Annotated in this window: 11 protein-coding genes; 5 read left to right on the forward strand and 6 right to left on the reverse strand. The window is 67.5% G+C overall.

The features are described 5' to 3' along the window. Positions 1–9 precede the first annotated feature (9 nt). From nirD to dnaN, 3 genes are all read right to left on the reverse strand, one after another. On the reverse strand, positions 10–357 hold the full coding sequence (gene nirD / locus ACE3P9_RS04790; RefSeq protein WP_374492130.1) for a nitrite reductase small subunit NirD: 348 nt from the start codon (positions 355–357) through the stop codon (positions 10–12). A gap of 156 nt (positions 358–513) precedes the next feature. Further along, positions 514–2946, reverse strand: a complete 2433-nt coding sequence (gene nirB / locus ACE3P9_RS04795) for a nitrite reductase large subunit NirB (protein ID WP_374492131.1) — start codon at positions 2944–2946, stop codon at positions 514–516. A 436-nt stretch (positions 2947–3382) separates the two neighbouring features. Continuing rightward, positions 3383–4489 (reverse strand): DNA polymerase III subunit beta, encoded by a 1107-nt coding sequence (gene dnaN, locus ACE3P9_RS04800; RefSeq protein ID WP_374492132.1) that lies wholly within the window; start codon positions 4487–4489, stop codon positions 3383–3385. Between the two features lie 409 nt (positions 4490–4898). On the opposite strand from dnaN, the gene ACE3P9_RS04805 reads away from it, so the two are divergent. Next, positions 4899–5537, forward strand: coding sequence for a hypothetical protein (locus ACE3P9_RS04805; RefSeq protein ID WP_374492133.1), 639 nt, complete (start codon positions 4899–4901; stop codon positions 5535–5537). 35 nt (positions 5538–5572) lie between these two features. After that, positions 5573–6049, forward strand: a complete 477-nt coding sequence (locus ACE3P9_RS04810) for a DUF2127 domain-containing protein (RefSeq protein ID WP_374492134.1) — start codon at positions 5573–5575, stop codon at positions 6047–6049. Between the two features lie 74 nt (positions 6050–6123). Here ACE3P9_RS04810 and cls read toward each other — a convergent pair whose 3' ends face one another. After that, entirely contained in the window at positions 6124–7578 is a 1455-nt protein-coding gene (gene cls, locus ACE3P9_RS04815; protein ID WP_374492136.1) for a cardiolipin synthase, read from the reverse strand. A gap of 121 nt (positions 7579–7699) precedes the next feature. Between cls and ACE3P9_RS04820 the strand changes: the two genes are divergently transcribed. Continuing rightward, the gene (locus ACE3P9_RS04820) at positions 7700–8593 is read left to right on the forward strand and encodes a DUF3025 domain-containing protein (RefSeq protein WP_374492137.1); all 894 of its coding nucleotides are present in this window, start codon (positions 7700–7702) and stop codon (positions 8591–8593) included. 57 nt (positions 8594–8650) lie between these two features. Here ACE3P9_RS04820 and ACE3P9_RS04825 read toward each other — a convergent pair whose 3' ends face one another. Beyond that, entirely contained in the window at positions 8651–10093 is a 1443-nt protein-coding gene (locus ACE3P9_RS04825; RefSeq protein WP_374492138.1) for an FAD-binding oxidoreductase, read from the reverse strand. Positions 10094–10471: 378 nt separating this feature from the next. Between ACE3P9_RS04825 and ACE3P9_RS04830 the strand changes: the two genes are divergently transcribed. Continuing rightward, positions 10472–11326 (forward strand): ferritin-like domain-containing protein, encoded by an 855-nt coding sequence (locus tag ACE3P9_RS04830; protein WP_374492139.1) that lies wholly within the window; start codon positions 10472–10474, stop codon positions 11324–11326. Positions 11327–11363: 37 nt separating this feature from the next. Continuing rightward, entirely contained in the window at positions 11364–12593 is a 1230-nt protein-coding gene (locus tag ACE3P9_RS04835) for a murein transglycosylase A (protein WP_374492140.1), read from the forward strand. A gap of 115 nt (positions 12594–12708) precedes the next feature. Here ACE3P9_RS04835 and ACE3P9_RS04840 read toward each other — a convergent pair. Then, on the reverse strand, positions 12709–12866 hold a 158-nt coding region (locus tag ACE3P9_RS04840), incomplete at its 5' end, for a transposase (protein ID WP_374492152.1).

The raw sequence follows: 12866 nt of genomic DNA on the forward strand, positions 1-12866 counted from the left end.
CCTTACTCCTTACTCCAGCGCCAGCAGCACGCTGCCGGCTTCGACACGAACGGGATAGCGGCGGGCGCAGCCCACATCGGGCGCCTTGGCCTCGCCGGTGCTGAGGTCGATGTTCCAGCTGTGCAGCGGGCAGGTGACGCTTTCGCCAGCGACGATGCCCTGCGAGAGGGGGCCGCCCTTGTGCGGGCACTTGTCGAGCAGGGCAAAGACGTTGCCGTCGGCGGTACGGAAGATGGCGATGTTGCCGCTGGCGCGCTCCACCACCCGGCTGCCCAGCAGCGGGATGTCTTCCACGGTGCAGATGCGCACCCAGTGGACGGCGGAGGAGAGGTTGTCGGCGTTGAGAGTGGTTTCCATGATGGATGAATCAGGGGTTACGGGAGGTCTGCTGCGGCAGAGAAAAGGAGTGCCCGCGACCGCTACGGAACGCCGAGGCGCCCACAGGGGCACCTCCTGGTTCCGCGCGTCCGCGCCGTCTGTCCGTCCGGGCATGCGGACGGACGGACCGGATACTCAGGCCGGCACGGTGAGCGGCGTGAACTCGTTGGCCTGGAAGCCTTCCACGCGCTTCTTCCACGGATCGGGCAGATCCTTGAGAGCATAAAGCAGCCGTTCGTAGAGCGCCTTGCGGTTGGCCTCGTCGTCGAGCACCCTGGCCTTGGCGTAGTCCAGACCGACGCGTTCGAGCCAGTGCACGGTGCGCTCCAGATACCAGGCTTCCTCGCGGTAGAGCTGCAGGAAGGCGCCGGAATACTCCTTGACTTCCTCGGGCGTCTTCACCTTGACGAAGAACTGGGCCACCTCGGTCTTGATGCCGCCGTTGCCGCCGACATAGATTTCCCAGCCGCTGTCCACGGAGATCACGCCCACGTCCTTGATGCTGGCCTCTGCGCAGTTGCGGGGGCAGCCGGAGACGGCAAGCTTGACCTTGTGGGGGCTCCACATGTTGCCCAGCATGGTTTCGAGATCGATGCCCATCTGGGTGCTGTTCTGGGTGCCGAAGCGGCAGAACTCGCTGCCCACGCAGGTCTTGACCGTGCGGATGGACTTGCCGTAGGCATGGCCGGAAGACATGCCCAGATCGCGCCACATGGGCACGAGCTGTTCCTTGCGCACGCCCAGCAGGTCGATGCGCTGGCCGCCGGTGAGCTTGACCATGGGCACTTCGTACTTGTCGGCCACGTCGGCGATGCGGCGGAGCTGCTCAGGGCTGGTGACACCGCCCTTCATCTGCGGGATCACGCTGAAGGTACCGTCCTTCTGGATGTTGGCGTGCGCGCGCTCGTTGATGAAGCGGCTCTGCGGATCGTCCGTAGCCTCATGGGGCCAAGTGGACACGAGGTAGTAGTTGATGGCCGGGCGGCAGCTGGCACAGCCGTTGGGCGTGCGCCATTCCAGGAAGTCGTAGACCTGGCGGTGCGTGAGCAGCTTGTGCTCGCGGATGGCCATGCGCACTTCTTCGTGGGTGTGGCTGGTGCAGCCGCAGATGGGCTTGAGGCGGGGAGATTCCTCGTAGCTGCTGCCCAGGCAGTTCATGAGAATCTGCTCCACCAGACCGGAGCAGGACCCGCAGGAGCTGGCCGCCTTGGTGTGCTTCTTGACCTCGTCGATGGTGAACAGGCCCTTTTCCTTGATCGCCTTGACGATCGTGCCCTTGCACACGCCGTTGCAGCCGCAGACCTCGTCGGTATCGGCCATGGCAGCCGCACGGTTCTGGCCCTGGTGGCCGGTGTCGCCGAGGTTGGTCTCGCCAAAGATCATCTGCTCGCGCATGTCGGCGATGTCGCGCTGTTCGCGCAGGAGCTTGAAGTACCAGGCGCCGTCGGCCGTGTCTCCATACAGGCAGGCCCCGACCAACTTGTCGTCCTTGAGGACGAGCTTCTTGTACATGCCGCTGGCCGGGTCGGACAGCACGATCTCCTCCGTACCCTCTCCGCCCATGAAGTTTCCTGCCGAGAACAGGTCGATGCCCGTGACCTTGAGCTTGGTAGACAGCACCGAGCCCTTGTACTGCCCGATGCCGAAGTTGGCCAGGTGGTTGGCACAGACCTTGGCCTGCTCGAACAGCGGCGCCACGAGGCCGTAGGCCGTGCCACGGTGGTTGACGCACTCGCCCACGGCATAGATGCGCGGGTCATAGGTCTGCATGGTGTCGTTGACCACGATGCCGCGGTTGCAGTACAGCCCGGCCGCCTCGGCCACGGTCACATTGGGACGAATGCCCACGGCCATGACCACCAGATCGGCGGGCACGACCTCGCCGTCCTTGAAGCGCACGGCGGCCACGCGGCCAGATTCACCCGCCACGAGCTCGGCCGTCTGCTTCTGCAGCAGGAAGCGCAGACCCTTGTCCTCCAGCGACTTCTGCAGCAGGCGTGCGGCAGTCTCGTCGAGCTGGCGTTCCAGGAGCCAGGGCGCAATGTGCACCACGGTGACATCCATGCCACGCAGCTTGAGGCCGTTGGCCGCCTCCAGACCCAGCAGGCCGCCGCCGATCACGATCGCATGGCGATACACGCGGGCGGCCTCGATCATGGCCTCGGTGTCCTTGATGTCGCGGTAGCTGATGACCCCGGGCAGATCCGCGCCCGGCACGGGCAGGATGAAGGGATTGGAGCCGGTCGCGATCAGGAGACGGTCATACGGGAACTGGCGTCCGTCTTCGGTCTCCACGGTGCGGCGGCCGCGGTGGATGTGGGACACCTTGGTGTTGAGTTCGAGCTGGATGCCGTGGTCGGCATACCACTGCACCTGGTTGAGGATGATGTCCTCGACCTGCTGCTCTCCTGCCAGCACGGGCGACAGCAGGATGCGGTTGTAGTTGGGATAGGGTTCCTCGCCCAGGACAGTGATGTCGTACATGTCAGGCTCGAGTGCCAGCAGCTCTTCCACCGTGCGCATGCCGGCCATGCCATTGCCTATCAGTACCAGTCGCGGTTTCGCCATGTCAAAAATACCTTCACAGTTGATCCAGAGTGGTGCATTGCAGCCCGCCATTGCCACGGTGTGCTGCTGGGTAGACCAGTACAAGCAAATTCGATGCCAAAGATGCAGATGACGTGCATCTCCCTTCATGACAGACAGAGGAACGTGGAAGATTTCGGCCCCTGCGGGCCAGACAGACGGCGCTTGAGGTGGCGCTGGCGTGCCTCCGAACGCTCCCCGCCGCTGCGCAGCCCCCATGCCAGCGTCGGTGTCCCAGGCGCTCGGCATGCACCGAAGGGGAGATTCATGCACCATTTCGGATGGCGCGTGAACGCTTTCGCCTCGCCTTGTGCTGTGCCGTGCGAGCGAGCGCGCAAAAAAAGCTGCCTCCCCTGACCGGGGCGGCAGCCACGCCCTCCACGCGGAGGGCCACAGAGCAAGGGGAACGGTGCGCTGCTCAGATGCGCATGGGCATCACGACGTACTTGAAGCGGTCGTTGTCGGGAATGGTGAACAGGGCCGAGCTGTTGCCGTCCTGCAGGGCCACGGTGACCATTTCCTGACCCATGTTGCCCAGCACGTCCATGAGATAGGTGACGTTGAAGCCGATCTCGATCGGGTCGCCCTCGTAGTCCACGTCGAGCTCGTCCACGGCCTCTTCCTGCTCGGCATTGTTGCAGGCCACGCGCAGGGTGTTGTTTTCGAGGGTGAGGCGCACGCCCTTGAACTTGTCGCTCGTGAGAATGGCGATGCGCTGCAGCGTGCTCAGGAAGGGCTGGCGTCCCACGGTGAGGTGGTTGTGGTGGTCCTTGGGAATGACGCGGTTGTAGTCGGGGAACTTGCCCTCGACGAGCTTGGTGACGAACTCCATGCCGCCAAAGGTGAAGCGTGCCTGGTTGTTGGCGAACTGCATCTCGATGGCGCCGTCCGCGTCGCTCAGCAGGCGCTGAAGCTCCAGCACGGTCTTGCGCGGAAGGATCACTTCCTGCTTGGGCACCTCGGTTTCCAGCGTGGCGCTGCTGAAGGCCAGCCGGTGACCGTCGGTGGCCACGAGACTCAGGGTGTTGCCCTCGGCCACGAACAGGATGCCGTTGAGGTAGTAGCGGATGTCGTGCACCGCCATGGCAAAGGAGACCTGCGAGAGGAGCTGCTTGAGCGTCTTCTGGGGCACGCTGAATACGGGGCCGAAGTTGGCCGATTCCTGCACGAGCGGAAAGTCCTCGGCCGGCAGGGTCTGCAGCGTGAACTTGCTCTTGCCGCCCTTGAGGAGCAGCTTGCTGTCCTTGGTTTCGAGGGTGACGGTCTGGTCCGACGGCATGGTGCGCAGGATGTCGATGAGCTTGCGCGCACCCACGGTGGTGCTGAAGTCGCCCGGATCGCCGCCGAGCTCGGCCGTGGTGCGGATCTGGATTTCGAGGTCGCTCGTGATGAGCTGGAGCGTTTCGCCATGCTTGCGCAGGAGCACATTGGCCAGGATGGGCAGGGTGTGGCGCCGCTCCACGATGCCCGCAACCGATTGCAGGGCGTTCAAAACCTGGGCCTGGGGTGCTTTCAAGACTTGCATGGTGATTCCGGATGCTCTGGATGCCGACAAGCAGGGGGCCGGGGATCACACGCAACGCACCGCGTCCGTGCGGCCCTGCCGCGACCTGCGCACAGCCTCGCGCGCCGCCTGCGGGCGCAAGACACTGATTTTCAATTGTAGTGCAGCGCCGGCTCGCCCTGCCCGCAGCGCCCCTCCAAGCCCCCAGCCATCGCACAGGGGGCCGCCAGGGGGGGGCAGCAGGCGCGACAGGGACAGCCCCTCGGGCAGATGCATCTTTGTGCATCTGTCCTTGCCTGCCGCAGTAGGTGGGCCACAATGGGGCCACCGTCCCGGCTCCGGCCACCTGCCCAGGCTTCGCCGCAGAGGGCCACCGGGAGAGAGGTTTCTTTTTCTTTTTTCTGCCACCTTACGAACAGGAGCACACACCATGCAGGACAGCATCATCCTCTTGACTTTCAGCGAACCGAGCAAGGCCTATCAGGCACTGGGCGAGCTCAAGGAAGCCCATGCGCAGGACAAGCTCCAGCTCAAGACCGCTGCCGTGGTCGACCGCGACGCGACAGGCGCACTCAAGGTGCGGGACGGCTTCAGCGACGGCGCCCCGGTGGACGCCACGCTCGTGGGCGGGCTGCTGGGCGGACTGCTGGGCGTGATGGCCGGCCCGCTGGGCGTGCTGCTGGTGGGTGCCACAGGCGCAGCGCTCGGCTCGCTGGCCTCGCTCGACACGGTGGACGAACGTCTGAGCCTGCTCGAACAGATGGGCCACTCGGTGCCCGTCGGCTCCACGGCGCTGTTTGCCAGTGTCGAAGAAGACGGCACCGCCGTGGTCGACGGCATTGCCCGCACGCTCGGCGCGCTGGTGCTGCGCCGTCCGGCCGAAGCCGTGATGCGCGAGGTCGAGGTCGCCCAGGAGGCCGAGGAGGTCGCGGCGCAGGAAGCCCGCACGGTGCTGCGCAAGCGCCATGAGGAAGAATGGCTCGCCAAGTTCGACACCTGGAAGGAAGAGGTCGGCGAACAGCTCACCGAACTGCGCGCCCGCATCGAGTCCCATCTGCCGAAGAAGTGAGAAGGCACGCCGTGCAGGAGGCTCCCGGAACACGGATGCCGGACGCAACGGCATCCTCCCCTGCCTGGCTGCGGCGCTCGGTGCGCAGCGTGGCCGGGTTCGAGGCGCTCAAGGGGGTGGCGGTCGTGCTGCTGGTGCTGGGGCTCCTGACGGCCGAACGTGACGGCGGTCTGCACGAGCTGGCCGTGGCGTTGGCCGGAAGGGTGCGACTGCACCCCCATGCGCTGTGGCCGAGTCTGGCGCTGCAGGGGGTGGACCACCTGCAGGAAGTGCATGCCGGACAGATCGGCGCGGTGGCCGCCCTGTATGCCGCCATGCGGTTCACGGAGAGCTGGGGACTGTGGCACGGACGTCGCTGGGCGGCCTGGCTGGCAGCGCTCTCCACTGCCATCTATCTGCCCTTCGAGCTGGAACATCTGCTGCACCGCCCGGGTGCCATCGCGGCGGCCGTGCTGGGGGTGAATCTGGCCGTGCTCGGCCTGATGGTGCTGCGCCTGCGCCAGCCTGGCTGAATGCCCCGCTCACCCGCCACCGGTGCAGACCCCTCCGGCATCGACGGACGCCGATGGACATGCATGCGGCCGCGCTACAGCACAGGGCCCATGGTGGAGAGCAGGTGGTTCCAGATACGCAGGTACCACGGCCACTGCTGGACATGGGTGAGCAGCACGCGATCCGACTGTGCCATGTAGCTGTGCTGGCGCGCCATGATGGCCTGGGTCAGGGCTGCGTCCTGCAGCAGGACGTTGTTTTCGTAGTTGAGGTCGAAGCTGCGCAGATCGAGGTTGGTGGAGCCGATGAGGGTGATCTCGCCATCGACCGTGAGCGTCTTGGCGTGCAGCAGTCCGCCGATGTATTCATGGATGGCCACGCCAGCATCGAGCAGGCGCACATAGGTGCTGCGGCTGGCTGCGGCGACCACGCGCGAGTCGTTGCGCTGGGGCAGCACGAGTGTGACCTGCACCCCCCGCCAGGCGGCTGCGCACAGAGCTTCGAGCACGGTGGCATCCGGCACGAAATAGGGGGTGGTGATGGTGAGCTGCCGCCGCGCGGCGGCAATGAGCGTCGCCACGAGCTGAGGGGTGGCGCGGCTGCGCTCGGTGGGCCCGTCGGCCACCACCTGGGCGGCAAACCCCTGCGGCAGCGGCTCCTGAGGCCGCATGAAGCGGGCAATGCCCTCGCCGGTGGCGGGCATCCAGTCGCTGGCGAAGAGGAGCTGGTTCTGCGTGACCACAGGCCCCTCCATGCGCAGCATGATGTCCACCCACGGAGCGTAGCGGGCCTTGATGCGGAAGGCTTCGTCGGCCAGATTCTGGCTGCCGCAGTAGGTGATGCGGCCGTCGATGACGGTGATCTTGCGGTGGTTGCGCAGGTCGATGCGGCTGGTGAGCAGCACATGCAGAGGGTGGTCGATGGACAGAGCCACGGCGGTGTGCACGCCCGCCTCGCCCATGGCGCGCCACAGGGGTGTGCGCAGCAGCAGGCGCGACCCCAGGCCGTCGACCATGGCGCGGCAGGTCACGCCCCGGCGCGCGGCACGGATCAGCGCCTCGGCCACGGCGGTGCCGGTGTCGTCGTCGAGCCAGATGTAGGACAGCACGTGGATTTCGTGGCGGGCGGCCTCCATGTCCGCGATCATGCGGGCGCGGGCGGTGGCCCCGTCTGGCATGAGCTCCGCGCGATTGCCGGGCATGGGCGCAAAGCCGTTGATCGACCCGGCATAGCGGAAGGCGCCCCGAAACGGGGGCGCAATGAGCGCATCGACCTGTTCGGGAGTGCCCATGACGCGGCGGATCTCGGCCTCGTCGATGAGCTGCGCCTGAATGGAGGCGAGTGCCTGCCGGTGGCGCCGTGCGATGTTGCGCCCGATGTGCACCTCACCGAGCAGGAAATAGAGCACCCCGCCCACGTAGGGGAGCACCATGAGCACCACGATCCAGGCCATGCGCGCATCGGGGGCCAGGTCCTCGCGCAGCAGGATGCGCAGCCCAAAGCCTCCCACGAGCGCGAGATGCAGGAACAGAAGGAGAGAAGCGGGCATGGGGGCTCACTCAGGGGGAAAAGGTTCCGGCTTGCCGGGGGCCGGGAGAAGGCAGCGCCCCCAGTCTACAATTTCCGCCCCCTTCTCCTGTGTTCCGGGCTCTCCGGGACGCACCCTGCCCATGGCCCTGCCCGTCACGCCCTCTGCTGCCACGCATGCAGCGGATCGTCTCCCTGCCGCACCGGACTGGCAGGCTCCCTGGCATGCGCCTCTGCAGCCCCTGGCGCCCGCCGTGTGGCAGGTCTGGCAGGCCGGCCCGTGCGAACTCCGCAGCCGCTCCGAAGGGCACCCCGAGGGCGCCTGTGCGGCGGCTCTGGGCGCGTTTCCCTGCGCCGCGCCGGTGCAGTTCGTGCCCCAGCACCGGCTGCCGGACGGCATGGCCTACGAGCAGTTCATCCATGACACGCGGCAGGTGCCCACGCGCGACAACCTGCACGATTTCTACAACGGGCTGATGTGGCTGCATTTTCCGCGCACCAAGCTGCGCCTCAATGCGCTGCAGGCCGCTGAGCTTGCCCGCATGGGCGGCGTGCAGGCCACGCGTGGCCCCGTGCGCGATGCACTCACCCTGTTCGACGAGAACGTGGCCCTGCTGCAGGCCCCCGATGCCCTGTGGGACGCCCTGGCCTGGAAGCGCTGGCCGGACCTGTTCGGGGCGGCCATGCGGCCGCTGTGGCAATCGGCGCGGCTGGTACTGTTCGGGCATGCGCTGCTCGAACAGCTGGTGCACCCCTACAAGGCCCTGACCGCCCATGTCTACCCGGTGCCCGCCTCGCTGTGTGCCCCGGATGCGACCGACTGGCGCGCACGCTGGGATGCCTGGCTGGCCAGCACGCTGACGGCCGAGCGGCTGGCGGACAAGCCCTTTGCCCACCTCCCTGTACTGGGCGTGCCGGGCTGGTGGGCCGCAGCCGACACGGAGCCGGCTTTCCGTGCAGACCCTGCCGTGTTCAGGCCGCTGCGCCGCCCGCCTCCGGCTGCCCTGCTGGCACTGCTGCGAAACACCCCCGCCTGACGCGCAACAGGCTGCCGCCTCCCGGCAGCGCAGACACGCCAGAGAGCCCTGCGCGCCTCAGTCGAAGATCTTGCCGGGATTGAGAATGCCGTGCGGATCGAGCGCCTGCTTGATGGCACGCATCATGTCGAGCGCGGCCTCGCCGGCTTCCTCGGGCAGGAAGCGCATCTTGTGCAGGCCGATGCCGTGCTCGCCCGTGCAGGTTCCCTCCATGCGGATGGCGCGGCGCACCAGTGCCTGGTTGAGCTGCTCGGCCCGGGCACATTCGTCGGCATCGTGCGGATCGACGAGGTAGCCGAAATGGAAGTTGCCGTCCCCCACATGCCCCACGAGGAAGTACGGAATGCCCGAGGCTTCCACCTCCTCCACCGACACGAGCAGACAGTCGGCGAGCCGGCTGATGGGCACGCAGGTGTCGGTGCTGATCGCGCGGCAGCCCGGCCGCGAGGACACGGCGGCAAAGAACGCGTTGTGCCGCGCCGTCCAGAGCCGGGTGCGCTCCTCGGGCGTGGACGCCCACTCGAACGCCTCGCCGCCATGCTCGCTCGCCAGGGCCTGTACCGTCTCGGCCTGTTCCTGCACGCTGGCGGGAGAGCCGTGGAACTCCATGAGCAGCATGGGCCGCTCGGCCAGCGTGGTCTTGCTGTAGGCGTTGACCATGCGCACCGTGTTGGCATCGATGAGCTCGCAGCGCGCAATCGGCACCCCGAGCTGAATGGTCTGGATGACCGTGTGCACCGCCTCGGCGATGGAGGGGAACATGCAGGTGGCAGCCGACACCGCCTCGGGCAGGGGATGCACGCGCAGCGTCACCTCGGTGAAGATGCCGAGCGTGCCTTCGCTGCCCACCATGAGCCGGGTGAGATCGTAGCCGGCGCTGCTCTTGCGGGCGCGGGTGCCGGTACGCACCACCTGGCCGGCAGCCGTGACCACTTCCAGCGCCAGCACGTTGTCGCGCATGGTGCCGTAGCGCACGGCGTTGGTGCCGCTCGCGCGGGTGGCGCACATGCCGCCGATGCTGGCATCGGCCCCCGGATCGATCGGGAAGAACAACCCCTCATGCCGCAAGGCCTCGTTGAGCTGCTTGCGCGTCACCCCCGGCTGCACCGTGACGGTGAGGTCCTCGGAGTGGATGGACAGGATGGCGTTCATGCGGCTCACGTCGAGGCTGATACCGCCCTGCACCGCCAGCAGATGCCCCTCGACGGACGATCCCGCCCCGAAGGGAATCAGGGGCACCCCGTGGCGTGCAGCCAGCGAGACGGCATCGACCACATCCTGCGTCGTTTCGGCAAACACCACGGCCTCGGGCGGCGGCACATTGAACACCGACTCGTCCCGCCCGTGCTGCTCGCGCACGGCCAGCGCCACGCTGAACTGCGGGCCGAAGCGCTGCACCAGCGCCTCCCGCAGGGCATCGGGCAGCGGCTGCCGGTGCAGCCGGGCACTCAGGTCATGGGCATGGGGAGCGGAGGTATCGGGAGATGCGGGGGAAGCCATCGAAAAAACCTTGCAGAAAGACAGGCAGCGGACCCGCAGACACACCACGCGCGCAGGCCCCGCCTCACCACACGCCAGTATAGGCCGGGCCGCCTCCGTCACGCACCCCTGCCCTGTCCTGCCCCAGTCACGATCCACGGCGCCACCCACCCCCGTGCCCCTTTCGCACGGGGCGTGGACGCGGCGTGGGATTGGGCGAGGATGGTCACATTTGCACACCATTGGGCGCAGGATCGGCGCCCGGGCACCTGCACAATGGGTTCATGCCTTCCCGGCTGGCGTGTGCACGTGGCAGGCGTGTCCTGCACAGCGCGCAGGCAGCCGCCCTGACGGGACTGCCCCGCGTCCGCACCCCCGCCCTTCCAGACGAGCTCTGCCATGTCCACCACTCCGTCCACAGCCTCCGTTTCCCCCTCGCACGTCCCGCGCATGCGCTGGCATCTCGAAGACATTGCATACGACCACATCGACCAGTCCCGCATCCGCGACCGCGAAGACCTGTTCTACATGCTGGCGAGTGCCTCCTTCATCGAGACGGGGTCTGACACCTACACCCGCAACCTGGTGGCGCACTACGCTGCCTATCCCGAGTTGGCCGAGTGGCTGCAGCAGCATTGGGAGCCCGAGGAACTGCAGCACGGTCGTGCCCTGCGCCGCTATGTGGAGGCGGTGTGGCCCGAGTTCGACTGGCCCGCAGCCTACGACAGCTTCTTTGCCGAATATTCCCGCCTGTGCACCACCGAGGAGCTCGAAGGCGACCGCGTGCTGGAGCTGGCCGCGCGCTGCGTCGTGGAAACCGGCACCACCACCTACTACCAGACCATCCATGCCCTGACCGACGAACCCGTGCTGGCCGATCTGGTCACGCGCATCCGCACCGACGAAGTCCAGCACTACAAGTACTTCTTCCGCTACTTCCGTTCGCTCCAGACCCAGTCCCACCGCAGCCGCCTGCAGGTGGGACGCGTGCTGTGGGATCGCCTGCAGGAAATGCGCAACAGCGACTCGGACGTGGCCCTGCGGCATGTGTGGGCGCACCGACCGGCCCGATTCGACCAGGGGCCGGACGACTTTCCGCGCATCAGCGGCCGCATCTACTCGCTCGTGAGCCACAGCCTGCCCCTCGATCAGGCGGCCCGCATGCTGCTCAAGCCCATGGCACTGCCGCCGGGCGTGGAGCGCATGGTCGAGCGGCCCCTGGTGTGGGTGAGCCGCCGCGTGCTGGCGGCCTGACACGCCTGCGCCAGCCAAGTTCGCTACAGTAGAGCCCATGCGCTCCACTCCCGCCTCGGCCCCTGCCCTTTCCCTCTGGTCTCTGTCCGGCTCTGCCCTGCTCCCGCCTGCCGGGGGGCAGCGCCTGCTTTGCTCACGCCCCCGTGCCGCAACCCCGACGGCGGGCGGCTGGGGGTGGCGTGCCCTGGCAGCCGTGGGGACCGTGGTGTCCGCCCTGCTGGCAGGCTGCAGCAGCACCCCCTCGCGCACGCCAGCAGCGCCGGGAGTGTCGGGCAGCGTCATCGAGCAGGGAGCGAGCCGCTGGGTGCCTGTGCCCTGGACGGCAGTGCCCGGCTTTGCCGACGACCGCGTCGGGGAGGCCTGGCACGCCTGGCTGCGCAGCTGTGCCAAGCCGGGTCCGGTCTTTGCCCGCGTATGTCGCGAGGCGGCCAGCCTGCGCACCGCCAGCGATGCCGACAAGCGCCGCTGGATGATGGAGCGCCTGCAGCCCTACCGGGTGGAGAGCCACGGCGGCAACGCCCAGGGCCTGCTCACCAGCTACTACGAACCCGTGCTGGAAGGCAGCCGCCGGCCCACGTCCGCACGCCGCGTGCCGATCTACGGCGTGCCGCTGGGCGGGGCACCGCGCAGCCCGTGGTTCACCCGCCAGCAGATCGAGACCGACCCCCAGGCCCAGTCCACGCTGCGCGGCCGGGAGATTCTCTATCTGGCCGACCCCATCGACGCCATGATCCTGCACGTGCAGGGCTCGGGGCGCCTGCGCGTGACCGAACCCGACGGCCGCCAGCGCGACGTGCGGCTCGCCTATGCCGGCACCAACAACCGCCCCTTCCGCAGCCCCTCGGCCTGGGTCAGTGCCCATGGGGGCCGGGGCGGCAGCTGGAACGCCATTCGCACGTGGGCGGTGCAGCATCCCGAACTCGTGCAGGAGATGACATGGAGCAACCCGCGCTATGTCTTTTTCCGCGAGGAGCCCATCAGTGCCCTCGATGCCGATGCCGGCCCGCGCGGGGCGCAGGGCGTGCCCCTTACCCCGGGCCGCTCGATTGCCGTGGACCGCTCCAGCATCCCCTACGGCACGCCGGTGTGGCTCAGCTCCAGCGGCCCCACCGCCAGTCTGCACCGCCTCGTGCTGGCGCAGGACACGGGCAATGCCATCCGCGGGGCCGTGCGCGCCGACTACTTCGCCGGCTGGAGCCCCGAAGCCGCCGACCTGGCCCATCGCCTGCGCCAGCCCCTGCAGCTCTGGGTGCTGTGGCCCCGGTAAGGCTCGCGCAGAGTCCGCAAGGCCCGTCCTGCAGCCAGCCCCGGCGTCACGGGGGTGGCAAGAGACTGACCCTTGCCTGCACCTCGCCTCGCCTCGCCTGCGCCTCAGAACGTGTTCACAATCTTCTGAGCAAAAGAGCCAAGAATGCCAAGTGAACGAACTGCAAGCTGGTGTTGAGCCATCGCTCATGGTTCTTCGAGAGCCTGCGGTTCTTCTCCAGCCACGCAAAGCTGCGCTCCACCACCCAGCGCTTGGGCATGACCCTGAAGCTGT

It is taken from the genome of Allobrachymonas sp., assembly GCF_041912815.1.
Classification (GTDB): domain Bacteria; phylum Pseudomonadota; class Gammaproteobacteria; order Burkholderiales; family Burkholderiaceae_C; genus Brachymonas.

What these genes read in the sequence shown, in the direction of transcription:
- nirD (WP_374492130.1), bottom strand. Translation starts at nt 357, where the DNA reads ATGGAAACCACTCTCAACGCCGACAACCTCTCCTCCGCCGTCCACTGG.
- nirB (WP_374492131.1), bottom strand. Translation starts at nt 2,946, where the DNA reads ATGGCGAAACCGCGACTGGTACTGATAGGCAATGGCATGGCCGGCATG.
- dnaN (WP_374492132.1), bottom strand. Translation starts at nt 4,489, where the DNA reads ATGCAAGTCTTGAAAGCACCCCAGGCCCAGGTTTTGAACGCCCTGCAA.
- ACE3P9_RS04805 (WP_374492133.1), top strand. Translation starts at nt 4,899, where the DNA reads ATGCAGGACAGCATCATCCTCTTGACTTTCAGCGAACCGAGCAAGGCC.
- ACE3P9_RS04810 (WP_374492134.1), top strand. Translation starts at nt 5,573, where the DNA reads ATGCCGGACGCAACGGCATCCTCCCCTGCCTGGCTGCGGCGCTCGGTG.
- cls (WP_374492136.1), bottom strand. Translation starts at nt 7,578, where the DNA reads ATGCCCGCTTCTCTCCTTCTGTTCCTGCATCTCGCGCTCGTGGGAGGC.
- ACE3P9_RS04820 (WP_374492137.1), top strand. Translation starts at nt 7,700, where the DNA reads ATGGCCCTGCCCGTCACGCCCTCTGCTGCCACGCATGCAGCGGATCGT.
- ACE3P9_RS04825 (WP_374492138.1), bottom strand. Translation starts at nt 10,093, where the DNA reads ATGGCTTCCCCCGCATCTCCCGATACCTCCGCTCCCCATGCCCATGAC.
- ACE3P9_RS04830 (WP_374492139.1), top strand. Translation starts at nt 10,472, where the DNA reads ATGTCCACCACTCCGTCCACAGCCTCCGTTTCCCCCTCGCACGTCCCG.
- ACE3P9_RS04835 (WP_374492140.1), top strand. Translation starts at nt 11,364, where the DNA reads ATGCGCTCCACTCCCGCCTCGGCCCCTGCCCTTTCCCTCTGGTCTCTG.